Origin of the sequence: Bartonella rochalimae ATCC BAA-1498 (assembly GCF_000706645.1) — a bacterium.
Lineage (GTDB): Bacteria > Pseudomonadota > Alphaproteobacteria > Rhizobiales > Rhizobiaceae > Bartonella > Bartonella rochalimae.
In genome coordinates, this window is the sequence record NZ_KL407338.1 from 197,669 (window position 1) to 221,503 (window position 23,835).

A 23,835-nucleotide genomic window follows, 5' to 3' on the forward strand; every position below is an offset into this window, starting at 1 on the left:
ATGGCAGTCACAAAAAGACTGGATGTTCTCTTAGTTGAAATTTTTTTTTGTAACGCGTTCACAGGCACGTGATGCAGTGGCACGAAAAACAGTTAAAGTGAATGGAGAAATTGTTTTTAAAGCTGGAAAAATGATTCCTGATGACGCGACGATTACGGTTTCTGATTCTGCGCAAAGTTATGTATCTCGTGCAGCATTGAAACTTCTTTATGCACTTGATGTGTTTCCTGTGATGACAAATAAAATTACTGCAATTGATGTTGGTGCATCGACGGGTGGTTTTACACAAGTTCTTTTAGAACGAGGCGCTTCTTATGTCATTGCTCTTGATGTTGGTCACAATCAATTTGATGTTCGTTTATCTGGTAACGATGCGATAACTTTACTAGAGGGTCTGAATGTTAGAGATTTGAAACAGGAACATTTAAATGGTCATGAGATTGATCTTATTGTATCAGATGTCAGTTTTATTTCTCTTAAACTTGCATTACCATCGGTTTTATCTTTAACAAAAAAGAGTGCTCAAGCAGTTTTATTGGTAAAACCTCAATTTGAAGTTGGTCGAGCGGGTATTGGTAAAGGAGGAATATTAAAAGATCCGTTAGTAGCCAAAAGAGTTGCTGAAGAACTTTTTGATTGGCTGAATACTCAAATAGGATGGACAGCAAAAGGTTTACTTCCTTCACCTATTACAGGTGGTGATGGTAATTTAGAATATTTGTTATTCGGAGAAAAAAGTGAGCAGTGATGTTGTAATTGATCATGTTGGCGTGAATGGTCATGGTATTGCCAAAACAGCATATGGTTCAATTTCTGTACCTTTTACTCTGCCTGGAGAGGTTGTTAATGTTGCCCTTCATGGAAAATACGGTACACCTATTACTCTAAAAGAGAAATCGCTAGAGCGTGTTGATGCTGTTTGTCAACATTTTGAGGTATGTGGAGGATGTATGCTTCAGCATTGGCATTTTGATGCTTATCGCTCTTGGAAGCGGCAATTGGTTGTTGATGCATTTAAAAGATATGGTCTTGATGCTGTTATTTCTCCATTAATTGAATGTGGAAATTATACTCGTCGACAAGTTACTTTAACAGCATCTGTGATTCAAAAAAACCATATTGTTGGTTTTAATCGTTATCGATCTCCTGACATTATAGCTATTAAAGAATGTCCAGTTACTCGTTCAGAGATTTTGTCTAAATTGGATGATATTAGGGTTATATGCGCTCTTTTAAGAAATAACGCCAAACGGTTTCATGTAACAGTAACAGCTGTCGAAAACGGTTTTGATGTTGCTTTAAGTAATTGTGTTGTCCAAAATGAGTTTACTCGTCAAAAAATGATACGTGTAGCTCTTTCATGTGGAATTACACGTTTATCCATTGAAGGTGAGGTCTTAGTTGAACAAGAAAAACCGGTGATCCACTTTGGAGATGTTTGTGTTGAGTTTCCTATTGGTGGTTTTCTTCAAGCAACTTTTGAAGCGGAAACTGTTATGGGTGAGATTATTTTAGCTCATTTAAAAAAGCAAAAAATGCTGCTGATTTATTTGCAGGAGTAGGGACTTTTACTTTACGCATGGCGAAAAAGATGAATGTTCATGCAATAGAAAACAATGGAGAAGCTCTAGCTAACCTTGATCAGGCAGCACGTATTGCTACTGGTTTAAAGACAGTGGTTTGTGAAAAACGTGACTTATTTCGTCGTCCACTTTCTGCAAAGGAGCTTGAATGCTTTGATAGTGTTGTTTTTGATCCACCACGGTCTGGAGCAGAGGAGCAGGTAAATGAGTTGGACAAGACAACGGTAGCACGTGTGGTAGCTGTTTCGTGCAATCCTATTACATTGGCTCGTGATTTATCACTTCTTGTTGCTGGTGGTTATATAATTGAAAAAGTTGTATCAATTGATCAATTTTTATGGTCACCTCATATTGAAATTGTTGCAACTTTAAGAAAACAAAAAACGAAGAAAAGTTGGAAGCTTTAGCTGAACAATAAAAAGGCTTTTTTAAATAAAATTGGGAAATTTCCAGATTAATTATATTCAATTCATTCTATGAAACTGCTGTTCCACCAATTGTCATATTATTAATTCGCAAATGAGGTTGTCCCACACCAACAGGAACGCTTTGTCCTGCTTTGCCGCACATTCCTATGCCATTATCAAGTTTGCTATCATTACCAATCATTGTAATGCGTTTCATAGCATCTGGTCCATTACCAATAAGGGTTGCACCTCTGATTGGAGCTATGATTTTCCCATTTTCTACTCGATAAGCTTCGGTACATTCAAATACAAATTTTCCAGATGTAATATCGACTTGTCCGCCACCAAAAGAAACAGCATAGATACCGTTTTTTAATGAGGATAAAATTTCTTCAGGTGTTTTATCTCCACTCAACATTATTGTATTGGTCATTCGCGGTATTGGTGCATGTGCATAGGATGCACGGCGTCCATTTCCAGTTGGTTTCATTCCCATCAGTCGAGCATTTAGTCTATCTTGCATATAATTAACGAGTTTTCCATCTTCAATCAAAACATTATGATTTGATGGCGTTCCTTCATCATCAACTGTGAGTGAACCACGGCATCCAGGGATTGTACCATCATCAACAATGGTAACACCTTGCGCAGCAACCTGTTGGCCTAAAAGTCCAGAAAAAGCAGATGTTTTTTTACGATTGAAGTCTCCTTCCAGACCATGTCCAACAGCTTCATGAAGCATAACACCAGGCCATCCATTGGCTAATACAACATCAAATGTTCCAGCTGGTGCTTCTTCTGCTTCTAGGTTGATTAAGGCTATTCGTAAAGCTTCATCAGCAGCTTTTTTCCAGTTCTCTTCACAAATGAATTGGTCAAACATTTGTCGTCCACCACAGCCATAGGAACCATTTTCGCGTCGATTACCATCGGCAGCAACTACGGATATAGAGAGCCGTACGAGAGGACGAATGTCACGAACAAGATGTCCATCAGCTCGTAAAATTTCAATATGCTGTAATGAACCAGAAAGAGCAACAGTTACTTGATGCAATTTGTCATTTTTTTCACGTAAATATGCATCAATTTTTTGCAAAAGTGCACTTTTTTCTTCAAATGATGGAGAAACAAGAGGACTTTGGGATTGATAAAGACTTTTGCTTGTCGGTTTAGGAGCTGCACTATAAGGTCCCGCATGATTATTATAGGTTGCAGTTTTAGCTGTTTCACTCGCACGTTTAAGTGCAGCTGCTGATAGTTCATCAGAGTGAGCATATCCAGTGGTTTCTCCGGCAACCACGCGTAAACCAAATCCTATATCTTGGTGAAATGAACCATTTTTAAGTTGTCCATTATCAAATAGAAGAACTTCACTTTCTGTATATTCAAGATAAAGTTCACCATCATCAGCCTTATGAAGAGCTTCTTGTACAAGTGATTGTACTTTTTGTGAAGAAATATCAAAATGGTCAATCAGCGATTTCATAGTGATTATCCTATTTTTTTGGTACTCAAAATTTGTCCATTTTGTTTTATTTGTGGAGCTAAAAGCAAAAACTATTTTATTTATAGGGGGAGTATTTATGATGACAAAGTCGCATAGGCTTCTTTAAGACCATTAAGATCAATTAGAGCTCCGATTCCTTGTTCAGGAGTTGTAAAGATAATATAGGTTGCTACTTTACCTTCTAAAAAGTGTTGTATTGCATTTTCTTTAAGAAGCGCTTCAGCAACACAATTATTACCTAAACAACGACGATATTCCATTCTTCCTATATTTTCATTATCAATTTTAATTCTAATTCCAGACTGCAATTCAACTCGGATCGGAACAAAAACACGCATCAAAACCCCTTGGTTTTGAGGCAATTTTTGAAATGCTACACGAAAGGTAATATCGCGACGCTCTTGTGTACGAACCTCTTGGACAATTTCACATTGTACGTTAGGCGTGCCTGGTGGCAAAGAACAAATTTTTGTCCATGCACCATAAGTTTGTGGAGCAGGAACACTTTGCGTATTGGGTGTTTGTGCAATAACGTGATTGGCGAAGACATTGCAAAATGCGTAAATAAGAATGCTAAAAAAGTTTTTTTTGAGAAATTGATAAAGTGTCATAAAAAGCCCTACCCGAATCGCTATCATATTATTGTGTATAGCTTTTCATGAAAAGTAAAATTTTGATTTTTTTGATAAAATAATTATAAAGTCAGGTTTTTTCGAAGATATGAGTTCGTAAGATATACAACAAAAATGGAAATTTAAAATGGTTAGTATTTGATGAAAACATAGTCTTTTAGTGTTTGATATATGATATTTGGTAGAGTGTTTTGTGGTACATTTCTTTAATACAATTAAAAAGTATGCTCTTATTACAGTTATTTCTAATCTACATTAGGTATGTGTCAAATTAAGAGTATTGTACATTCTTTAAAAAACTGTAACACTAATTGGTTCTTCCTATATTTTAGACAATGTTTGTTTGTGGGTAATATAGATGAAAAAGGTTCTTTGACGGAATGTCTGTTTCAAGAGAATTATTGGTTAAAAATGGTAAATTAAGCTCGATAGTAGCTAAGATTTATAATTATATTACATTGATGAAGCCGCGAGTTATGTCGCTTGTTATATTTACAGCTCTGGTTGGGTTAATATTATCACCTGGTGCTATGAGTCCGCTGCATGCTTTTTTAGCTATTTTGTGTATAGCTTTAGGTGGTGGTGGTGCGGGAACGCTTAATATGTGGTATGAATCTGATATTGATGCGATGATGAAACGTACCCAAAAGCGTCCTATTCCGACTGGTAAAATCAGCCGTAGGCAAGCATTTATTTTTGGTTTAGCTCTTTCTATATTCTCAGTTTTGATTATGGGAATTTTCATTAATTGGTTTACGGCGTTTTTTCTTACTTTTACAATTTTCTTCTATGTTGTTATTTACACAATTTGGTTAAAGCCTATAACATCTCAAAATATTGTGATTGGTGGTGCAGCTGGAGCTTTTCCGCCAATGATTGGGTGGGCAGCTGCAACAGGTACAGTAAGTTTTGAGAGTTTCCTCTTATTTTTAATCATTTTTATGTGGACTCCGCCACATTTTTGGTCTCTTTCTCTCTTCTCATCTTTTGATTATGATGTAGCGGGTATTCCTATGATGCCTAATATGCGAGGAGAGCAATCGACGAAAAACCAGATTTTGATTTATACGATTATTATGGCAATATGCGCTATTGGACCTTATATTATAGGTTTTTCAGGTATTATCTATGGTATTTTTTCAACAATTTTAAGCACTATTTTTATCTATCTTTCTTATCGTTTATGGACAGCTAAAGGATATGATGAAACAGTTGTTATGGCAAAAAAAGTATTTTTCTTTTCGCTATTTTATTTATCTGCTATATTTGGGACCCTTTTAGTTGAATCCTTTCTTAAGCAATTTATCATTTTTTAGTGTTTTTTAATTTATCAAAAAGTTATACATTAATATAATAATTATATATCGTAGGTGCAGCATTTCTTTTGAGAGATCTAAAGTTATCTGAAGATAAGAGATCTTATTAATAGGTAGATATTTAGTTTACATCCTCTGAAAAGTTCAGAAATATTAATAACTCTTATCCTTGATGATCTGCAGAAAAAGTGCGTTTTAAAATCAGTATTAATGGAACTCAGATAATACTTTTAGATTGTTATCTGTTTAGCTATGAACAATGTTTTCCTACTGTTGAAAAGGCCCAAAATACCAAAATCAAAGTTGTAAGATCACATGATAACTCGTTCTTTGTATATAAAGCTTAAAAATTATAGACAGTTAAATGAGCAAAGCAATATTATACTTTAAAAATAGATGTATCTTATGAGCCGTTCATCTTTTTTAATTTCCAATTTTTTAAAAAATATCAGCGATTTTCATTGTTTGCATTTATGAAATATTTTTTACAATCTTTTTTATAAAGTGCAATGTTTGTGATTTAGGATACATTAAATCATATTATAAATTTGCTATTTAGTTCCAAATTTTTTAGTGAATATTCTTTTACAGTACAGTATTTTGCGGCATAGCTTCAACACCTAATACCTCTGGAATAAAATGCCGTAAAAGATTTTCAATACCATGTTTAAGGGTTGCTGTTGAAGAAGGGCATCCAGCACAAGCACCTCTCATGTTGAGGTAAACAATCCCGTTTTCAAAGCCGCAGAAGGTGATATCACCCCCATCATTGGCTACAGCTGGACGTACACGCGTTTCAAGCAATTCTTTGATGACAACAACAATATCAGTATCTTTTTCATCAAAAAATTCTTTATTAGGCAGATTGGCTTCTGTAGTGATAACAGGATCATTGGAGAGAAAATATTCCATAATTGTACCTAAAATCGCTGGTTTAAGATGTTGCCACTCTCCATCATTTTTAGTTATAGTAATAAAATCATATCCCAGAAAAACGCTTTTTATATTTGGAATATTGAATAATTTTGCCGCAAGAGGAGAATTTTTAGCAGCTTCTTCGCGATTGTGAAACTCCAGGGTTCCTTGAGGAAGGACAATACGACCTGGTAAAAATTTAAGTGTCGTAGGGTTCGGTGTGCTTTCAGTTTGAATAAACATATATTACTCTTTCATTACTTACAGTTGCAGAAGAGAATTCATATAGAAGTATTGTTTCTAGGCAACAACTTTAATTTCTTCCTCAGGGAGATCACTTGGAATAATAGTAACGGGGACAGGAAAAGTACTTCCCCGATAAGCAATGGATTGGATAAGCGGTCCTGGTCGTTCTGTATGACAACTTGCAGCTAAAACAATGAGGGCGATATCCTGATCTTCATTAATTAGTTTAAAAATTTCATTAATTTTTTCTCCTTCACGCATAATTGTTTCTGCTTCAAGAGCTTGAGTAGTGCGCACATCATCAGCTATTTTTTCTAGGATTACACAGGCGTGTGCTGCTGATTCCATCCGCATAACTTTGTCGACACCCAGGAAAGGCTGAAATCTTGAGTTGTCAATAATAGAGAGCAAAATTAAGGTACCGTTCGTGTTTTTAGCATGTTGTGCAGCAAAAATCACAGCACGCCGACATTCAGGTGTTTCATCAATGATCACCAAAATTTTTCGTTTATGATTTATTTCTTGACTTTTTCGCTTAGAGAGCATGTCATTTTATTTCTAATTTTAAAGGTTAAAGTTTAGCTATTTTCTTTTATATATTGTGTACAAAACCGACAATTTCACGAACTTTTTTCATATTTTTTTCTGCTAAAAGACTTGCACGTTGTGCACCATCAAACAGGACAGAATTAATATAGGTTTTTTCTTGATATAGACGGCGCAATTCTTGTGTTATTGGTGCTAGCTTATGGACGATGAGGTCAGCTAAAGCTGATTTAAAAAGTGAAAATTGTTTTCCTGAAAACTCTAATAGTGCTTTTTCTTTGCTGATTTCAGCAAAAGAAGCATAGATGCCCAATAAATTATTAACTTCTGGACGTTCTTGTAAATCATTTAGCGTATCAGGAAGAGAAGTGGAGTCGGTTTTTGCTTTGCGTATTTTTTGTACGATAAGATCAGTATCATCGATCAAATTAATTCGTGAAAAGTCGGAAGGATCTGATTTTGACATTTTTTTTGTGCCGTCACGTAAAGACATAATACGCATGGCTGTTTTGTTAATAATAGCCTCTGGCATTGGAAAAAAATTTTGTTCATTTTTTTCACCATTTGGCATAGAAATACCAAAATTTAAATTTGCAATACGATCAGCATAAATACTGTTGAATTTTTGTGCAATATCGCGTGTTAATTCAATATGTTGTGTTTGATCCTCTCCCACTGGCACATGTGTTGCGTGGTAGATTAAAATATCAGCAGCCATTAAACTTGGATAGGCAAAAAGTCCAAGGGATGTTTGTTCACGGTTTTTTCCTGCTTTATCTTTGAACTGTGTCATGCGTTGGAGCCAGCCGATACGTGCAATACAATTAAAGATCCACGCCAATTCCGCATGTTGAAAAACACGTGATTGGTTGAAAATAATTTGTTTTTGAGGATCTATGCCGGCAGCTAAAAAGGCCGCTGTCATCATATAAGTAGACTCTGCCAAACTAAGTGGATCTGGATTAATGGTCAGGGCATGCATATCGACAATACAATAGAGACACTTATAGGATGTTTGCAGATCTACCCACTGTTTGATGGCTCCAAGATAATTGCCAAGATGCAGATGACCACTCGGTTGTACACCAGAAAAAACAAGAGGTGTAAAGGTATCCATAGAAAAGGCCTTTCTCTTTCTTATGATATTATATTATATGCTAAATATATTGTGATAAAATATATTTCTGAAAATAATAGAAATATTAGAGGTGCTGTTTCACATTTTTACGTAAGAATGACAAATAATTTGTTCCAAATAAAAGACAAATAATAAAATAAACTGATGTTGCGATAATAAGTAATCCTGCTAAGGAGCTTGCACGCAAGAAAAATGATGCTTGTGGTGATAAAGGCGCGGAAAAGAAGCTGATGGAGTAATACAAAGTGAGAGCCATGAAGAAAGAGGCGATTATGAGAGATGCTATTCGCTTTATTAGTTGTGCATCGTATTTCCAATAGCCTCGTTTAAGGAGAGTGCCACACAGCAATAAGATGTTAACCCAGCCGGCAGTAATTTCAGCAATGACAATACCTCGTGCTGACAAACATGAGAATAATGTTAAGGCTAGGCTGATATTGATAAAAACACAAATGCCTGCAAAAATCATGGGTGTTTTTGTATCTTCGCGAGCAAAAAAATTAGGAATAAAAACTTTTATGAGTACAAAAGCTGGAAGACCAATTCCATAAAGCTGAACCAATTGAGCAACATTATTTGTTGAGGCACTGGTAAATTGACCTCGTTCAAAGAGAAGGCTGATAATGGGATTAGAGATAAGCAGAAAAGCAACCGATGCAGGGAAAGTTAAAAATAAAGAGAACTCAATTGCGCGATTTTGTAATTCATCAGAATCTGTGTGTTTTTTGTTGCGTAGCGCTTTTGTTAATTCGGGGAGAAGAACCGTAGCAATAGCGATACCGACTACTCCAAGGGGCAATTGATAGAGACGATCAGCATAAACAAGAGAAGAAACCGCACCTGATTGGCTAGAAGCGATATTAGTATTGATCAATAGATTAATTTGTGTAATTCCTCCTGTGATAGCAGCAGGGAAGGCTAAAATTAACAGTTGACGGACATTGGGGCTAAAATGAGGTAGGCGGAGGGAAAGCTTCATTCCGCTTTTCCGTAAGGCTATTGTTATAAGAGCTAATTGTACGAGACCTGATACTGTTACCCCCCAGGACAGATTTAATCCAATATGCCAAGTATCAAGTTGATAGATCCAAGCATAGGTGAGTACGCATATCAAGATAATATTTAGAAAAACAGGGGCAATAGCTGCAACAAAATAATGTTGGAGTGCATTCAACATTCCTCCCATCATTGCTGCTAAAGACATACATGCTAAATAGGGGAACATGATAGCAGTAAAACGGATTGTAGCGTTAAATTTTGTAGCATCTTCTGCAAAGCCTGGTGCAATCAGTGTGCGAACCAAAAAAGGCATACTCAATTCCATAACAATAGTGAGAAGTAAGAGTAATGAAAATAAAACACCAAACACTTCTTCTGCGAATTTGCATGCGTTTTCTGATCCATTTTCTGTGATTTTTTTAGAAAAAAGAGGAACAAACGCTGTTTGAAAGGCTCCTTCAGCAAAAAAACGACGGAAGGTATTAGGAAAGCGAAAGGCAGCGTTAAACGCATCAGATACAGGACCTGTTCCAAGAGCTGCTGCCATGAGCATTTCACGGACAAAGCCAAAACAACGGCTTGTGAGAGTTCCAGAAGCTACTGTTATAAATTTTTTAATCAGGTTCATGAGGATATATCGGGTTTGTAATAAGGGAGAATATAATAGTTATTCTCAATAATAAAATATGGTAAATATATTATAGAGTATTTTATGATGATATTTGTTTTTCTGTCAATAAGAGCATATCTGCATCATTGATGACATTTCTATGGCTTTTTTCTCATGGATAGAAAGCAACTAACTATTTTTATAGAGAGAATTGTATAATTTTATAAAAGGAATTTTATTTATTTGTTAATTTAGTACTTTTTTATGAAGAAATTACCTCTTATAAGCTCTTCATTTAAAAGAGATGAAAGAATAGATGAAGTAAAATTCTATATAAAATCATACCATTTTACATTTTATTCTATAAAACATATTATAAAAATTTTTATAATATTTTAAATAAAAATATTTCTTATTATAAGATAAATTTATCTTATATAAATGACTTATTTTACTATATTAGGGAGTTAACTTGTTCTTTGATTTTTTTAATATTCAAAACAATTTCTGGTCGTCTTGCACAAAGGACATAGAAGAATTCCAAAAATGAATAGAAATCTTTTCAAGAAAAAGGAACATTGTATAGAGTTTTATAAGAGAGAGTTTGAAAATCCTCTTCTTTAGGCTTATGATACTGTTTGTAATTTTTAAAATATAGAGAGATCAATATATTTAAAATAAAAGAATTGGCATATTGATATACAAACATAAGAGATAGCCTAAAAAAATCGAACACATCAACAGGTGTATTTATGAAAGAACTCACACATATCGATCCTCTCATAAGGCAATATGATGCTGTTTTTTGTGACGTTTGGGGTGTTGTACACAATGGTGTGCAGGTTTTTGAATCGGCAGTGCAAGCATTGCAAAAAATTCGACAAATGGGGAAAAGTGTTGTTTTATTGACAAATTCTCCTCGACCAAAAGAAGATGTGGTGGTCCAATTACAAATGATGCAAGTGGATACAGAGTGTTATGATGAAATCGTCACTTCAGGTGATGTAACACGTGATCTTATTTGCTCTGTGCCACGTAAAGTTTTTTTCATTGGTCCACAACGTGATTTGGTTTTATTAGAAGGATTATCTTGCGAATTGGTTGAAGAAGGAGAAGCTTCTGCAATTATTTGTAGTGGTTTTCTTGAAGATTTAGAGGCGATACCAGAAGCTTATGAAGAGATGTTTCGTCGTTTGCGAGAAAGGAATTTACCTTTTATTTGTGCGAATCCTGATATTATTGTTCATTGTGGAGATCAAGAAATTTGGTGCGCTGGTGCTTTAGCGCGTTTGTACCAACAATTAGGAGGTGAAGTGCGTATTGCTGGAAAGCCTCATGCTCCAATTTATGAGTGTGCTTTTAAAAAATTACAGAAAATTCGTGGAATAGTGGATAAAAACCGAGTTTTGGCTATTGGTGATGGGCTTTTAACCGATGTTAAAGGAGCGATTCGTTTTGGTCTTGATTCCCTTTATATTATGGGGGGCATTCATCATCATGATTATAGTCACAATGGTATTGTGAATAAAGAAGCTTTGCATGCCTTTTTCGATCGTTATGGTTACCAGCCACACGCAATGATGTGGATGCTTCAGTAATGTTTGATTTTTTGCGTCTACAGGAATGTAATCTTCTTCCTTTAGCATGGCGTGGTGCGGTGCTCGCGATTGGTAATTTTGATGGTGTTCATCTTGGTCATCAAGTAGTTTTACAAAAAGCTCTTGATTTATCACGTGAAAAAAAGAGACCGGCCCTTGTTTTAACATTTGAACCGCATCCAAAAAGTTTTTTTCAAGGTTCAACTTCTGTTGATCGTTTAACGCAAGCTGCTGAAAAAGCTGAAATTTTTAAAATTCTTGGTTTTCATGGAGTAATAGAGCAACCTTTTGATGCACAATTTTCTGCTCTTTCATCCGATGAATTCATCACTGTAATTTTAAAAAAAACTTTTGATGTTTCTGCTGTGGTAACAGGAGAAAATTTTCGTTTTGGTTGTCAAAAGAGTGGAAATATTCGTTTTCTTTGTCAAAGAGGTGAAGAATATGGTTTTGAAGTGGTGCAAATTCCTTGTTTATGTACTGCAGAACAACAAACGATTTCTTCAAGTTTTATTAGGAAGCTCTTATTAAAAGGACAAGTATCACAAGCAGCTCATTTGCTAGGTTATCACTATCGGGTGCGCTCAAATGTTATACAAGGTGAAAAACTTGGGCGGCGATTAGGGTTTCCTACAGCCAATCAGCTTTTGCTTCCTCAGACGGGTTTAGCACACGGTGTTTATGCGGTCAGATTCCGTCGTGCTAATGGTACTTTATATGATGGTATTGCAAGTTTTGGATGTCGGCCAACTGTTGTTAGTAATGGAGTACCAGTACTAGAAACTTATTTATTTGATTTTGATGGTGATCTTTATGGTGAAAATTGTACGGTTTCTTTTTTGCAGTTTTTACGAAGACAAGAAAAATTTTATGGGTTGGAAGCTTTGGTGGCACAAATGCAACACGATGAAAAAGAAGCACAAGCAGTTTTGAGGACAAAACAACCACTTTCATTGTTAGATGAAGCATTAACTTTCAAAAATATACCTTAAAAATGATTTAAAAAGGAAAAGAAAGCAGAAAAAACAGCGCTTAAACTCACTATGAGCACAAGGCTATATTCCAAAATATCATGGACAATATGGAGTTTCCGTTTATAGGTGGGTGAAACAAATATTTTAAGATCTGAGTTAATCATTGTGTGTTTCTTCCCTATTTGTATAAGATATATTGTACAATGTTTAGAGCTTCTTTCTTTTTAGTTAATAAAAAAGTTAAAATATGTTTAATAATCACAATACATCATATGCATTCTTATTCTTGTGGTAATTTGTTTAAGGAAGAAAAAACATAATTTTCAAAATAACTGCTTGCCTTAATGTTTCTTTGTTCTGTGTTATAGAGTGATAGGAGTATAATGATCTTTACTTTGGGGTTATGAGTTGCTGATTAAAAAACAGAATGAAGTAAAAAAACTTTTTATATAGACTTAATTGCAAACTATGCTTTAAGAAATTACTTTCATTTATGCCTGAATATTTTCAACTCCAATCTATACATTGATACAAAATAATTTCCAATTTGCTATCAGCTTTTTCAGTACACTAGATACTTATCTTGTTATTAAAGCTCTTTAAAAATGGAGTATAAAAACAAGGAAAATATCAAAAGAGTCTATAGCTATTTATTATGCTCCCATAATTAAGGCAATTACAATAGCAATGTTAATACCAACAATTAGCGTTGAATAGAGCATAGTAGTCTTAATAATATCAATCACTAAATTCTCCTTTTCGACTTGTATTATTCATGATTCACATAATGTTACATGATGTAATATATGTTGATATGACCTGCTCAGCAAGCTTAAAATAATCCTTTATTTATTATGGTTTGATATATTTTATATTTATGCATTTGTTTTGATACAGAGAGATTGCATGGTACAGCACAATTTTCACGCAAGCTTTATTATTTATTTTATACAATGAGATAATGGATTAGAGAGCAAAGATAACTCAAAGGAAAATGAACTGGATATGCTTTGAAAATAAGTTAAAGAAAGCTTTTTATAAAAGGTACCCAGTTGTGATTATATAAGGAGAAAAGCGTGCAGCAGCATAGTTCAACGGTCAATATCATTCCCCAGGATAAGTTTTCTGGTCGAGATATTGCGTTTGCGGCAGGAATTATTATTATTCTTATGGTTCTCTTTTTACCAGTTCCTGCTTTTGTTTTGGATTTAGGGCTTTCTTTTTCTATTGCATTTTCTGTTTTGATTTTGATGGTTTCATTATGGATCCAAAGGCCCCTTGATTTTTCAGCCTTTCCAACAGTTTTGTTGATTGCAACTTTATTGCGTTTATCGCTTAATATTGCAACCACCCGTGTAATTTTAACCCATGGTGATGAAGGCTATAAAGCTGCAGGGTATGTGATTCAAGGTTTTTCACAATTTGTTATGGGTGGGGATTTTGTTATTGGTCTTGTTGTTTTTGCTATTTTAATTATCGTCAATTTTTTGGTGATAACTAAAGGTGCGACGCGTATTGCTGAAGTGGGAGCACGTTTTACACTGGATGCTATTCCAGGAAAGCAAATGGCTATTGATGCTGATCTTTCATCGGGTCTTATTGATGAAAAAGAGGCACAGCATCGTCGTCAAGAGCTTGAGGAAGAAAGTTCATTTTTCGGGGCAATGGATGGTGCGTCAAAGTTTGTGCGTGGTGATGCTATTGCTGGTCTTATTATTACGGCTGTTAATATTTTTGGTGGTATTGTTATTGGCGTAACGCGGCATGGAATGTCATTGTCTGGTGCAGCGGATGTTTTTACTAAGCTTTCTGTAGGAGATGGTCTTGTTACGCAGATACCTGCATTGATTGTTTCTTTGGCAGCCGGTCTTTTGGTTTCAAAAGGGGGAACACGCGGTTCTGCTGAAAAAGCTGTTTTGGGGCAGCTTGGAGGATATCCTAAAGCTCTTTTTGTATCCTCACTACTGTTATTAATGTTGGGGTTGATGCCGGGTTTACCCTTTTTTCCTTTTTTCCTTTTTTCTGTTCTGATGGCTTCGATTGGTTATTCTATTCCACGTCGTTTAAAAAGAGAAGCGCTTGCACAAGAAGCTTTGCGTAAACAAGAAAATCAGATAGCTCGCCAGGAAGAGAGCCAATCAGTAAAAGCATCTCTTGAAATAGTACAAATTGAAATTGCTATGGGTAAGCAATTATCTCAACGTTTATTGCCGCAAAAAGTTGAATTAGCTAATCGTGTCGCAAAAATGCGCCGTAAGTTTGCACAGGAGTATGGTTTTGTTATTCCTGAAATTCAAATATCCGATGATTATACAGTTCCCGGAAAAAGCTATTGGATCAAATTATACGGTACGGTTATTGCTTCTTATGAAATGCGTATTGGTGATGTTCTTATTATGCCAGGCAATAAGCCTATTCCCAATATTCCAGGTGAATATGTATCTGAGCCAGCTTTTGGGATGCGTGCTTTTTCGACTTCAGAGACATTTCGTTCTGAATTAATTCGTGAAGGCTATATGGCAGTTGATAATCTTTCCGTATTATTAACGCACTTGAGTGAGGTTTTGCGCAATAACTTAGCACAATTATTTTCTTATAAAGATATGCGCATTCTTCTTGAGCGTTTGGGTAGCGAATATCGTAAATTATTGGAAGAGATTTGTCCTACACATCTTTCCTATTCGGGCTTACAATCGATTTTAAAACTTTTATTATCAGAACGTGTTTCTATCCGTAATCTTAATCTTATTCTCGAAGCAGTGGCTGAAATAGCACCTCATGTGCGGCGTTGTGAACTGATTGCTGAGCATGTACGGTTGCGTATGTCACAACAAATTTGTGGTGATTTATCTGAAAATGGCATTTTGAATGTTTTGCGGATGGGAAGCCATTGGGATCTCGTTTTTCATAAGGCGTTAAAGCGTGATGCAAAGGGTGATATTATTGAATTTGATATTAATCCAGTTGAACTTGAAAAGTTTGGGACAGATGCGACGGCACTTATTCGACAACATATGGAAAAAGCAACGCGTTTTGCACTTATTACATCTCCTGAAGCGCGGCCTTATGTCCGCATGATTATCGAACGTCTTTTTCCAACTTTGCCTGTACTTTCCCATGCAGAAATTGCTCGTGGAATTGAAGTTAAAACATTGGGAACCATCTCTTAAAAGGTAAGGGGTTTATGTCATTAACATCTGTTCTTCCCCTAACATCTTTTTCAATTGAGCAATTGGTAACCATTGCTTTGTTAATTTTTGCACGGGTTGGGGCTTGTTTAATGTTAATGCCAGGAATGTCTAGTGTACGCATTCCTATGAGTTTGCGTTTATTTATTGGCATTTCTTTTTCACTTGCTATTCTTCCTTTGGTTACAGAATCCTTTAAGGTTCTCGGTGATAAACCCAATCTTGCACTGCTTGTTCGTGCTTTGTTTGCTGAGATGTTAATTGGGAGTACTTTTGGGGTAATTGCTCACGCTTATTTATGGGCTTTGCAATTTATGGCCTCAATTATTGGGATGTCGATAGGATTTTCTGGCCAACCTGGTCATAGTATCATTGAGTCAACGCCAGAATCACATGTTGCGAATATCTTAGTTTTTGCAGCTGTCATACTCTTTTTTGCAAGCGATTTGCATATTATCACTATTCAGGGCCTTCTAACATCTTATGATATTGTGCCTCTAGCTTTTATTCCAAATCCAGAAGCTGCTTTGACAGACTATCATGAAGCTTTATCGCGTGCGTTTTTAACTACATTGTCGATAGCAGCGCCTTTTATTATTTATGCAATTTTGATTAATATTACGATAGGATTGCTCAATAAATTAACGCCTACCATTCCGGTTTATTTTATTTCATTACCTTTTGTTATGTGTGGAGGCTTATTTTTACTTTATATTTTAATGCCAGAACTTTTACACTTGTTTAATTCTGAATTGCGTGATTGGCTTAAGAAAGGATCTTAATGGCGCAGAAAAGTAAACGTTATGGAAGACTTTTAAAAGTGCAAAGTCTTGTTGAAGCACATCATAAAGCTGAATTGGAATATATGAAGGGTCAACTTTTTTCTTGTCAGGAAGAGACGCGTGAACTCTTCTCATTGATGGAAAAAGATTCGGCTTTCAATTTTTGGAATGCTTCTTTTTTAGCAAAACGTTTGCATCATAATGCTAAGTTTGAAAAGAACCTTCAAGGAAAAATTGCACAACAAAAGCAAGTTGTGTGTGAAGCTTCTAGTCGTTCGAAAAGATTAGAAGACAAGTATAAAGAAATTCAATCAATAGAAAAACAGAAACAATTTAGTAATATGCTAGAGGAGTATATTATAAATAAAATCGGTAAGACATCAGCTTGACATAAGTTTGGATGTTTATATCTATTACTATAGTTATAAATTATGAAGATTTTTCTTTTTATAAAGAGCTATTAAAAGGAAGAAAAAGTTTTATAAGATAGAAATTTAATTGCAAAGAAAAGCGAGAGTTAGGTAAAAAGGGGAAATCTATGGCTATTCAGCCTCCTTCTGATATTGTGCTTGATGTTGCCCGTGCGGCAGATCCGCTTGAATATCGTGCTTCTGTCGAAAGATTGTATTCTTTACAAAAATTTGCTCGCGTACAGACGACTGAACGAGAGGAGAGTAGTTTTGCAGATTTGGCACAGACTACTTCGGCTTCAGAAGTACGAGATAATTTAGTTTCTGATGGGCTTATTCAACAGGTTCATATCAGGCCGCAATCTGTACAAAGTAAAGAAGCTGCAGTTTTTAGAAATTTTGAAGCTTTTGTGTTGCAAACTTTTGTTGAGAGTATGTTTGCAACCGATATACAATCGATTTTTGGAAAAGGACAAGCAGGACAAATTTGGAAATCAATGATGGCTGAACAATTGGCTAAAGAATTTGCAGTATCTGGTGGAATTGGCATTGCACAGATGTTAGTTTCTGATCACATGAGAAAAGAAACGGGCACATCATTATCTACGTTAGAAACAGATCAAGAATTAGGTGCTAAAGATCATCGTATATTAGCAGATGAAGTTACTTACAAAAATGAACTAGATTTGGTGAGTGAGGATCAAATAAAAACGAAATGAACATCTTGTTAAGATGAGAATTAATAAATATTTTAGAGGGGAATGGAAATGTCTGTAGTACAATATGATGATGAAAATGTTGCGTTAAAAACAAAAATTCTTAATAATAATCTCATTGGCCGTGATTGGGCGATGACTAAATTTAATGCTGCCATTAAAGGGTTAGCAGAAGTTGTTGATTATGAAAGCAATATGCTGGAAAATCACGGTGCTCCAGATTATGAAGAAATTAATTTGCGTAAAACGCGTGGTTTGCGTGATCTTAATAAATCAATGAATGATGTAAAACGTTATATGGATCAGGATATTGAAATTGAGATACAGAGTTTGTTAACGGATTTACAAGAAAAATTAAACCGTAATAGTGAACTTCTTCGTATTCATTTGGAAGCAGTGAGAGATTTATCTCAAATTATGCAGGTTGCTGTTCGTGCTGAAGAAACAGATGGAACTTATGATCCAGTTTTGGTTAATGCTGGGCGTTCTAGATGATTAGAATGATTGCAATGGGTTTGTGGGTTTGTTTGGTGGCTTTGGGTGCTTTAGTCCTTAGCCTTAGGGTCAATGCGGTTGATCCTAACACGTCAGAAAAGTCCGCTCCTGTTGCTGTAGAGATTGGTTCTAATAATACGGAAGTCATGAGTGTTCCGATTTTGGTTGATGGTGATGTACAGGGGTATATCATTGCGCAGTTTGCTTATGTAGTAGATAAAACAGCTGAAAAAGAGATATCTATTCCTGTAGGGGTTTTGATTAATGATACTATTTTTCAATATTTTTGGGGGAGTTATTCTGATGTGCGTGCAATTGAAAAAGTAAAATTTGAGATGATCAAAGAACGGATTATTGATGATGTCAATAAACGCTTTTCAAAAGCTGTCCTGAAAGATTTGCTTGTCAAACAGTTTAACTATCTTTCAGTTGATCAAATACGTGGAATGAAAAATAAACGATAAGGGTGTTTATCAGCTTTTAAAAGGCAATAAAGTATAAAAACAAATTCTAAATTTGTTAATTAGTTTTATTAGTTTGTGTATCATTCTTAATGCTTCACCTAAGCTTAAAATTTGATATCTCTAAACTAAAAATTGATAAGATTCATAAAAAAGGTTTACTCTCATTGGAGAGCTTATAATAAAACCAGCACTTATAACAAGTATATTTGGCATTCTTGTTTCTATTATGTTTATGAATATTTATTTCTAAATCTTATAATAAATACCATAAAAATTAGCAGTTACTATCTAATGTAGTGATATAATACATTGTAAATAAAGTTTATATCTATAAAAGATTGACCACATACCTATTGTCGAAGGAATTTAAGAATTCTTCGATTTTTTGTTCTTATTGCATTCTTTTACATTAATTTGATTTGAAAGAAAAATAACAATTGATAAAAGTGTTATGTGAAGATTTCTTTTCTAAAGACATATGAGATTAGATCATAAAAAGCAGAGAGAATCAAAAGCGCTTCAACTTACCTTATTAGTTTACATACAGGTTTATTTCTAAAGTGCTGAGTATTTTAAGCTTCTACTTATTTGCGAAGAAAAGAACATTTTTTATGCATAATTTTTTCACTTTATGAGTCAATATTTTTAGATCAATATAGCTTTATCTTAATGCGTAAGTGGTTTTTGTATTCGTGCATTATTAAGCGCATTCATGAAAGTGCTGGTATTGGTTTCTTCATCAGAAGGATTATCAAAAATACAATTATCCAGCTCAACTCCAAATTCTTTAGCAGACATAAAGATACGGAAAAAAGCATTGACCCCTTCATTAGAAAACTCCATGTGAAGTGATATATTGGGTGTGGTATTCCAATCCAGTTCATAACTGGCATTTCCGGCAAAGCGCATTGTATGAGGATAAAAACGCAATTCTGTTGCACTCTCAATGAGATCAGAAAGATAATTAAAGCGTCCAGTATGGATGTATGCAATAAAATCACCTACGTCAATTAATCGTAGTTCTGGAATAAATTGCGCAACCTGTTTCGCCAGGACCATTTCACGAATTTCAGTTATATAATCTTTTTTCATTTTATGACTTTATATCATTATTTAAGCATTATTGTTTTAGTGATTTTTTTGATTGTTGATAAAACGAATTAAGGCAGCAACACTTTCATATAATTCTGTTGGAATTGTTTGGTCGATTTCAACCTGTTTGTACAACGTTCGTGCTAAAGTGACATTTTCAAAAATGGGGATCTCATGTTCGATGGCAATTTCACGAATATGTAGTGCTAGGATATCTAGTCCTTTTGCAATTACAACTGGTGCATAATCAAGCGGTGGTTTATAGCGTAAAGCAACAGAGAAGTGAGTAGGGTTTGTTACAATAAGAGTTGCTGTAGGGACATTTGCGATCATTCGGCGGCGGATACGGTCTCGTGATAAAGAACGCATTCGTGCTTTAACCATAGGGTTTCCTTCAAGGTTTTTATGTTCTTCTTTAATTTCTTGTTTCGTCATGCGTAATTGTTGACGCCAGTGAAAACGGGACCATGCGATGTCTAAACCTACAAGAGCAATAACTGCTGTAATAAAAGAGAGGGACAGGTTAATCAATTCTTTATGAATATATTTTGGTAAAGCTGATGCATCTGTTAAAAGCGCATTAATGAAAATTGTGTTGCTTTTGAAAAATATTATATAAATAATTAAACTAACAGCGATAAGCTTGGTGAGTGATTTTAAAAATTCAACTAATCCTGCTTTACTATAGATTCGCTTAAATCCATTGGCAGGAGAGATACGCGACCATTGTGGACGAATACGCTCTATGACAAATCTTGGTACATTCTGTACTGCTGATGCGGTAATGCTAAGCAAAGGGATAAGAATTAAGATAGGAGCTAAGGCTAAGCCTACACTTCCACCTAGTAAATAAATCAAGTGTTTGACATCTTCTGCAGTATTAATACGCCAGGATTCTGGACGTTCAAGCCATTGGATCAAAAAATAGGTAAGTTTTGAAATAGCTGGAAAGGAGATAAAAACGCAAATAAGACTAAAGCTTACAAGTGAAGCAAAGACAGGCAATTCACGAGAAAAAGGAAGATTTCCTTTTTCCTCTTCTTTACGAATTTTATATTCGGTTGGTTCTTCTGTTTGACTTTCTTTATCTGGTTTTTCATCTGACATATTGGTTCAGTGCGCCCTTTAGGACGTTCCTTCTTCTCCTAAAAGATTGATTGTTCCTTGTTCTGATAGTTGAATAGCTGTTTGAGCAATGCTACGGCGTGCATTGATAATCGCTTCTTGTTGAATAGTGTCATTCTCTGTAGCAAGCTCTGTTTCTACCATGCGGCGTGTCCGTTGTGAAAGAGAATTAAGAATAAGTTCTTTCATAAGATCTTCCGCATTACGCAAAGCTGTAATTATAGTATCAGCTGCAATTCCATCAAAAAGAAGCAATCGTGCTCTTTCTGTCAAACGTGGAATATCTTCAAAAACAAAAAGTTTTGCTTTGATTTTTTCTACATCTTCTGGATTTAGATTGTCGAGATTTGCTAACATTTCATCAATGTCTGTTTTATCAAGCTCATTTAAAATTACAGCTACTTGACTGTGATGTGCTTTGTCTCCTTCATCATTGTTCTTTAGAAGCGCAGGTCGTAGGGCTTGATCGAGAAGCGTTTCCATTTCTGGCGAAACTGTTCGTAGGTGTAATCTTCTGCGTGTAAGATCACTTCGTGTAGACATTGTTTGCGCCATAAAGATTTTTGCTGCTATTTCAGAAGGAAGACGAGAAATGATATAACTGACCACTTGCGGATGTTCTTGTGCAAGATGTTTTTGTAAAGTATCAACGTTTAATTTTTTAATGATATCCCAAATACTTTCTTGAGGTAGTGTTGGTGCTTTTGAAGGATCAAAAATTAACGCAGCTTCGTCTTCTGGCAATGTTTCTTGTATTAAATTATCGAATTTTGCACCGGCTTCTGAAAATGAAACGCCTTCTGCAAAAGCATCTTCGAATTGACGAACCAAAATTTCAAAATCAGCAAGAGAAATATTGGGTAAAGTATGTGCATGCCCACTAAGATGGCGTAAATCATCTGGTGTAAAGTGTTTTAAAAGACGTGCAGCAGCAGGTTTCCCTAAAGCAACAAGCAGAGCTGCAACCTTTTGTTGTCCAGAAAGCGTATCAATAATTGTAGAAGAGCTCTCTTTATCAGAGGGTATATTCTCTGATATAGTATGAAGTTCTTCCGTAGTTTTTGTTTCCTTTGCCTGCGTCATATTTATCTTTCATAAGATTTGAAATCAGTTATTTATCAATAATTTCGGTAAGACTAACCCCAAAACGAGAAGGATCATCCTCTAGAACAATGACTTCGCCGCGGGCGATAATACGGCCATTGACCACGATATCAATAGGATCTCCAATTTGTTTGTCAAGTGTAATAACTGCACCTCTTCCTAAATCCATTAAGGTTGCGACTGGCATAGTTGTTGAACCAAGTACGACTTGAACTTCAACAGGAATACTCATAATGAGTTCTGTATTACTGGATGTATCACCTGGGCTTTTGGGCGCATTTGAAGCACCTGTACCTCCAATAGTTGTTTTTCCTGCTGCTTCACCTCCAAAAGAAGGAGTGCCTGGATTTGTTCTAAGGTTAGGTGTTGCTGTTCCTGGTCGTGGTGCTCCAGCACCAAAACCTCCTGGCATTCCGGGTTTTGGCGCTATACCTTCTCCAACTTTTGGTGTTGTGGGGTTGGGTGCTGTTGCAGGATTGATTCCTTTAGGAATTCCGGGGTTTTTTATGTCATTAGTCATTCTGTCACCGTACTATTTTTTCTACCTTTAAAGGTTTTAAAATTTTGTTTTTAAAAGTTGTATTTTGTCATTAAGAGGTGTTTTATGCGCTTTGCGTTGCACAAAGACAGGAAGGCTTTTAGGAACGATAGGTTGCCGGCGAAGAGTATGTATTGCACCAGATGCTGCAGATGGACCATGAGCTTGTGTAGCTAAAATACTACGGAACTGATTAAAATCACTTTTCAATTGATCACGGACATTTTCCATATGGGAGATTGAACGATCAATATCACGTCGAATACGTGTGGATTCAATCATCCGTGCATCCATTTTTCTATTTTCATCTCGGAATTCTTGATGTTCTTCACGCAGAGTTGAAAGGGCTTGATCAAGACAGGCTGTCCCCATTTGAACTTGTTTTGCAAGCTCACGTCCCATTTGGATAGTGGCAGCTAGTTTGCGTATTGTAATAATCAAAACACTCAATGAGACGAGAGCCAAAAATGCACTTATAAAATTAAACATGAACCAACTCATCAATCATTTCCTCTTCTTCATCAATAGGATTTGTAACTCGGATAGAAAAACTTGTCCCAATTTTACCAAGGGAGCATTTATAAAGTGATTTATTGCCACTGCGTAACCTGATTTGTTTCGCAGCATTGGCAGGAAGGGGTAAAATCTGCCCTACTTTGAGGGTAGATAATTCATTTAAAGTCATTGACCCCTGTTGAATAAAAGCTTCAATGCGTACACGTGAACGACTGACTTCTTGTTTTAAACGTTTGGCCCAAAGGGGATCCGTTCGTTTTGCAGGAGCGCGGAGTGCACGTGTAACGGCTTCTTGGATAGGGCGATGGCAAGTGCGTGGCATTAAAATATTCACGTAGGTTTCCACTTCACCGCATTTCACTCCGAGAGTGCAGGAAAACATTTGTGATTGGTTAAATGTTTCCGCATTAAATTCTTGTGCTTTACATGTTTGTTTGAAGATTAAAAGTGATCCATCACCGATACCAAAAACACCATCTAACGCATAGGCTAACAATTTTCCAAAAGTTGCACCGACTTTGCTTTCTATCGGACTAAAAGGGCGTCCATTGCGATTTGTTACCATGGGTTCTGAAGCCCCAAAAAATACTTCTGTTGCTAGTTCTACGAGTGTTGCATCAAGAACAAAAATAACGTCATTTCCCCAACGATCGGAGTTGAAATAAACCAGAAGTGCTTCTGTTCCAATTGCTTGAGTAATCTGATCCGCTTTCAGTGTGTCAAGTGATTGTACATCTGTCGTAAATTTTAAAGAGGTATAATTGCTTAAGCGCATACACAGATTACTTGCTGCATCACGGAAGACATATTGAAATGACATGAGGTCATCACTTGATAGGCCAGCTGCACGTAAAATATGTTGGGTCAGCGCATCTTGTTTTTTATCTTCTTGCGCTTTTTCTTCGTTTTCTTGTTTTTCGATCGGTTCAGTCAT

Annotated in this window: 21 protein-coding genes and 2 pseudogenes; 11 read left to right on the top strand and 12 right to left on the bottom strand. The window is 35.6% G+C overall.

The features are described from left to right. Together O99_RS05595 and O99_RS05600 are read left to right on the top strand one after the other, a co-directional pair. Positions 1 to 748, top strand: a pseudogene (locus O99_RS05595) (TlyA family RNA methyltransferase). Then, a pseudogene (locus O99_RS05600) lies at positions 738 to 1,990 on the top strand (class I SAM-dependent RNA methyltransferase). Before O99_RS05595 ends, O99_RS05600 begins: the two co-directional pseudogenes overlap by 11 nt. A gap of 67 nt (positions 1,991 to 2,057) precedes the next feature. On the opposite strand, the gene tldD reads toward O99_RS05600, so the two are convergent. Both tldD and O99_RS05610 read right to left on the bottom strand, forming a co-directional pair. After that, positions 2,058 to 3,476 (bottom strand): metalloprotease TldD, encoded by a 1,419-nt coding sequence (gene tldD, locus O99_RS05605; RefSeq protein ID WP_035007086.1) that lies wholly within the window; start codon positions 3,474 to 3,476, stop codon positions 2,058 to 2,060. 95 nt (positions 3,477 to 3,571) lie between these two features. Continuing rightward, positions 3,572 to 4,108: an invasion associated locus B family protein gene (locus O99_RS05610; protein ID WP_035007088.1), complete on the bottom strand. Its 537-nt coding sequence runs from the start codon at positions 4,106 to 4,108 to the stop codon at positions 3,572 to 3,574. A gap of 401 nt (positions 4,109 to 4,509) precedes the next feature. On the opposite strand from O99_RS05610, the gene cyoE reads away from it, so the two are divergent. Further along, positions 4,510 to 5,445 (top strand): heme o synthase, encoded by a 936-nt coding sequence (gene cyoE, locus O99_RS05615; protein ID WP_035007091.1) that lies wholly within the window; start codon positions 4,510 to 4,512, stop codon positions 5,443 to 5,445. Positions 5,446 to 6,030: 585 nt separating this feature from the next. Here cyoE and O99_RS05620 read toward each other — a convergent pair. The 4 genes from O99_RS05620 to murJ form a co-directional block, all read right to left on the bottom strand. Continuing rightward, the gene (locus O99_RS05620) at positions 6,031 to 6,603 is read right to left on the bottom strand and encodes a NifU family protein (RefSeq protein WP_035007095.1); all 573 of its coding nucleotides are present in this window, start codon (positions 6,601 to 6,603) and stop codon (positions 6,031 to 6,033) included. A gap of 57 nt (positions 6,604 to 6,660) precedes the next feature. Further along, positions 6,661 to 7,152 (bottom strand): universal stress protein, encoded by a 492-nt coding sequence (locus O99_RS05625; RefSeq protein WP_035007098.1) that lies wholly within the window; start codon positions 7,150 to 7,152, stop codon positions 6,661 to 6,663. A 46-nt stretch (positions 7,153 to 7,198) separates the two neighbouring features. Next, positions 7,199 to 8,269, bottom strand: a complete 1,071-nt coding sequence (trpS, locus tag O99_RS05630) for a tryptophan--tRNA ligase (RefSeq protein WP_035007101.1) — start codon at positions 8,267 to 8,269, stop codon at positions 7,199 to 7,201. Positions 8,270 to 8,354: 85 nt separating this feature from the next. Beyond that, positions 8,355 to 9,917 (bottom strand): murein biosynthesis integral membrane protein MurJ, encoded by a 1,563-nt coding sequence (gene murJ / locus O99_RS05635; protein WP_035007102.1) that lies wholly within the window; start codon positions 9,915 to 9,917, stop codon positions 8,355 to 8,357. Between the two features lie 734 nt (positions 9,918 to 10,651). Between murJ and O99_RS05640 the strand changes: the two genes are divergently transcribed. The 8 genes from O99_RS05640 (at position 10,652) to O99_RS05675 (ending at position 18,526) form a co-directional block, all read left to right on the top strand. After that, positions 10,652 to 11,497, top strand: coding sequence for a TIGR01459 family HAD-type hydrolase (locus O99_RS05640; RefSeq protein WP_035007104.1), 846 nt, complete (start codon positions 10,652 to 10,654; stop codon positions 11,495 to 11,497). After that, positions 11,497 to 12,489 carry a bifunctional riboflavin kinase/FAD synthetase gene (locus O99_RS05645; protein ID WP_035007106.1) on the top strand — a complete coding sequence of 331 codons (993 nt, stop codon included), beginning with the start codon at positions 11,497 to 11,499 and terminating at the stop codon, positions 12,487 to 12,489. Before O99_RS05640 ends, O99_RS05645 begins: the two co-directional genes overlap by 1 nt. 1,058 nt (positions 12,490 to 13,547) lie before the next feature. Next, a complete protein-coding gene (flhA, locus tag O99_RS05650) occupies positions 13,548 to 15,641 on the top strand; it encodes a flagellar biosynthesis protein FlhA (protein WP_051668872.1) in 2,094 nt (697 codons plus the stop codon). Between the two features lie 14 nt (positions 15,642 to 15,655). Further along, positions 15,656 to 16,441: a flagellar biosynthetic protein FliR gene (locus tag O99_RS05655; RefSeq protein WP_035007109.1), complete on the top strand. Its 786-nt coding sequence runs from the start codon at positions 15,656 to 15,658 to the stop codon at positions 16,439 to 16,441. Beyond that, the gene (locus O99_RS05660; protein WP_035007112.1) at positions 16,441 to 16,830 is read left to right on the top strand and encodes a hypothetical protein; all 390 of its coding nucleotides are present in this window, start codon (positions 16,441 to 16,443) and stop codon (positions 16,828 to 16,830) included. Before O99_RS05655 ends, O99_RS05660 begins: the two co-directional genes overlap by 1 nt. A gap of 149 nt (positions 16,831 to 16,979) precedes the next feature. Beyond that, positions 16,980 to 17,570 carry a rod-binding protein gene (locus tag O99_RS05665; RefSeq protein ID WP_035007114.1) on the top strand — a complete coding sequence of 197 codons (591 nt, stop codon included), beginning with the start codon at positions 16,980 to 16,982 and terminating at the stop codon, positions 17,568 to 17,570. Between the two features lie 48 nt (positions 17,571 to 17,618). Beyond that, positions 17,619 to 18,062, top strand: a complete 444-nt coding sequence (locus tag O99_RS05670; protein ID WP_035007117.1) for a flagellar protein FlgN — start codon at positions 17,619 to 17,621, stop codon at positions 18,060 to 18,062. Then, positions 18,059 to 18,526, top strand: coding sequence for a hypothetical protein (locus tag O99_RS05675; RefSeq protein ID WP_035007120.1), 468 nt, complete (start codon positions 18,059 to 18,061; stop codon positions 18,524 to 18,526). The genes O99_RS05670 and O99_RS05675 overlap by 4 nt, the downstream gene beginning before the upstream one ends. A gap of 666 nt (positions 18,527 to 19,192) precedes the next feature. Here O99_RS05675 and O99_RS05680 read toward each other — a convergent pair. The 6 genes from O99_RS05680 to O99_RS05705 all read right to left on the bottom strand — a co-directional run bounded on the left by O99_RS05680 (position 19,193) and on the right by O99_RS05705 (position 23,835). Beyond that, positions 19,193 to 19,618, bottom strand: a complete 426-nt coding sequence (locus tag O99_RS05680; RefSeq protein WP_035007121.1) for a hypothetical protein — start codon at positions 19,616 to 19,618, stop codon at positions 19,193 to 19,195. Between the two features lie 36 nt (positions 19,619 to 19,654). Beyond that, entirely contained in the window at positions 19,655 to 20,725 is a 1,071-nt protein-coding gene (gene flhB, locus O99_RS05685; protein ID WP_035007123.1) for a flagellar biosynthesis protein FlhB, read from the bottom strand. An 18-nt stretch (positions 20,726 to 20,743) separates the two neighbouring features. Further along, the gene (locus O99_RS05690; protein ID WP_035007125.1) at positions 20,744 to 21,826 is read right to left on the bottom strand and encodes a flagellar motor switch protein FliG; all 1,083 of its coding nucleotides are present in this window, start codon (positions 21,824 to 21,826) and stop codon (positions 20,744 to 20,746) included. A 28-nt stretch (positions 21,827 to 21,854) separates the two neighbouring features. Then, complete coding sequence (gene fliN / locus O99_RS06965) at positions 21,855 to 22,259, bottom strand: flagellar motor switch protein FliN (RefSeq protein ID WP_078674107.1); 405 nt, start codon at positions 22,257 to 22,259, stop codon at positions 21,855 to 21,857. A 144-nt stretch (positions 22,260 to 22,403) separates the two neighbouring features. Next, on the bottom strand, positions 22,404 to 22,874 hold the full coding sequence (locus O99_RS05700) for a BAB2_0123 family type IV secretion system effector (protein ID WP_035007126.1): 471 nt from the start codon (positions 22,872 to 22,874) through the stop codon (positions 22,404 to 22,406). Next, positions 22,867 to 23,835 (bottom strand): FliM/FliN family flagellar motor switch protein, encoded by a 969-nt coding sequence (locus O99_RS05705; RefSeq protein ID WP_035007127.1) that lies wholly within the window; start codon positions 23,833 to 23,835, stop codon positions 22,867 to 22,869. Before O99_RS05705 ends, O99_RS05700 begins: the two co-directional genes overlap by 8 nt.

Coding starts and splice junctions, on each gene's coding strand:
- O99_RS05620 (WP_035007095.1), bottom strand. CDS start 6,603: ATGTTTATTCAAACTGAAAGCACACCGAACCCTACGACACTTAAATTT.
- tldD (WP_035007086.1), bottom strand. CDS start 3,476: ATGAAATCGCTGATTGACCATTTTGATATTTCTTCACAAAAAGTACAA.
- murJ (WP_035007102.1), bottom strand. CDS start 9,917: ATGAACCTGATTAAAAAATTTATAACAGTAGCTTCTGGAACTCTCACA.
- O99_RS05610 (WP_035007088.1), bottom strand. CDS start 4,108: ATGACACTTTATCAATTTCTCAAAAAAAACTTTTTTAGCATTCTTATT.
- cyoE (WP_035007091.1), top strand. CDS start 4,510: ATGTCTGTTTCAAGAGAATTATTGGTTAAAAATGGTAAATTAAGCTCG.
- O99_RS05700 (WP_035007126.1), bottom strand. CDS start 22,874: ATGTTTAATTTTATAAGTGCATTTTTGGCTCTCGTCTCATTGAGTGTT.
- O99_RS05680 (WP_035007121.1), bottom strand. CDS start 19,618: ATGAAAAAAGATTATATAACTGAAATTCGTGAAATGGTCCTGGCGAAA.
- O99_RS05660 (WP_035007112.1), top strand. CDS start 16,441: ATGGCGCAGAAAAGTAAACGTTATGGAAGACTTTTAAAAGTGCAAAGT.
- O99_RS05705 (WP_035007127.1), bottom strand. CDS start 23,835: ATGACTGAACCGATCGAAAAACAAGAAAACGAAGAAAAAGCGCAAGAA.
- flhB (WP_035007123.1), bottom strand. CDS start 20,725: ATGTCAGATGAAAAACCAGATAAAGAAAGTCAAACAGAAGAACCAACC.
- O99_RS05670 (WP_035007117.1), top strand. CDS start 17,619: ATGTCTGTAGTACAATATGATGATGAAAATGTTGCGTTAAAAACAAAA.
- O99_RS05645 (WP_035007106.1), top strand. CDS start 11,497: ATGTTTGATTTTTTGCGTCTACAGGAATGTAATCTTCTTCCTTTAGCA.
- O99_RS05625 (WP_035007098.1), bottom strand. CDS start 7,152: ATGCTCTCTAAGCGAAAAAGTCAAGAAATAAATCATAAACGAAAAATT.
- O99_RS05655 (WP_035007109.1), top strand. CDS start 15,656: ATGTCATTAACATCTGTTCTTCCCCTAACATCTTTTTCAATTGAGCAA.
- O99_RS05690 (WP_035007125.1), bottom strand. CDS start 21,826: ATGACGCAGGCAAAGGAAACAAAAACTACGGAAGAACTTCATACTATA.
- trpS (WP_035007101.1), bottom strand. CDS start 8,269: ATGGATACCTTTACACCTCTTGTTTTTTCTGGTGTACAACCGAGTGGT.
- fliN (WP_078674107.1), bottom strand. CDS start 22,259: ATGCCAGGAGGTTTTGGTGCTGGAGCACCACGACCAGGAACAGCAACA.
- O99_RS05665 (WP_035007114.1), top strand. CDS start 16,980: ATGGCTATTCAGCCTCCTTCTGATATTGTGCTTGATGTTGCCCGTGCG.
- O99_RS05675 (WP_035007120.1), top strand. CDS start 18,059: ATGATTAGAATGATTGCAATGGGTTTGTGGGTTTGTTTGGTGGCTTTG.
- O99_RS05640 (WP_035007104.1), top strand. CDS start 10,652: ATGAAAGAACTCACACATATCGATCCTCTCATAAGGCAATATGATGCT.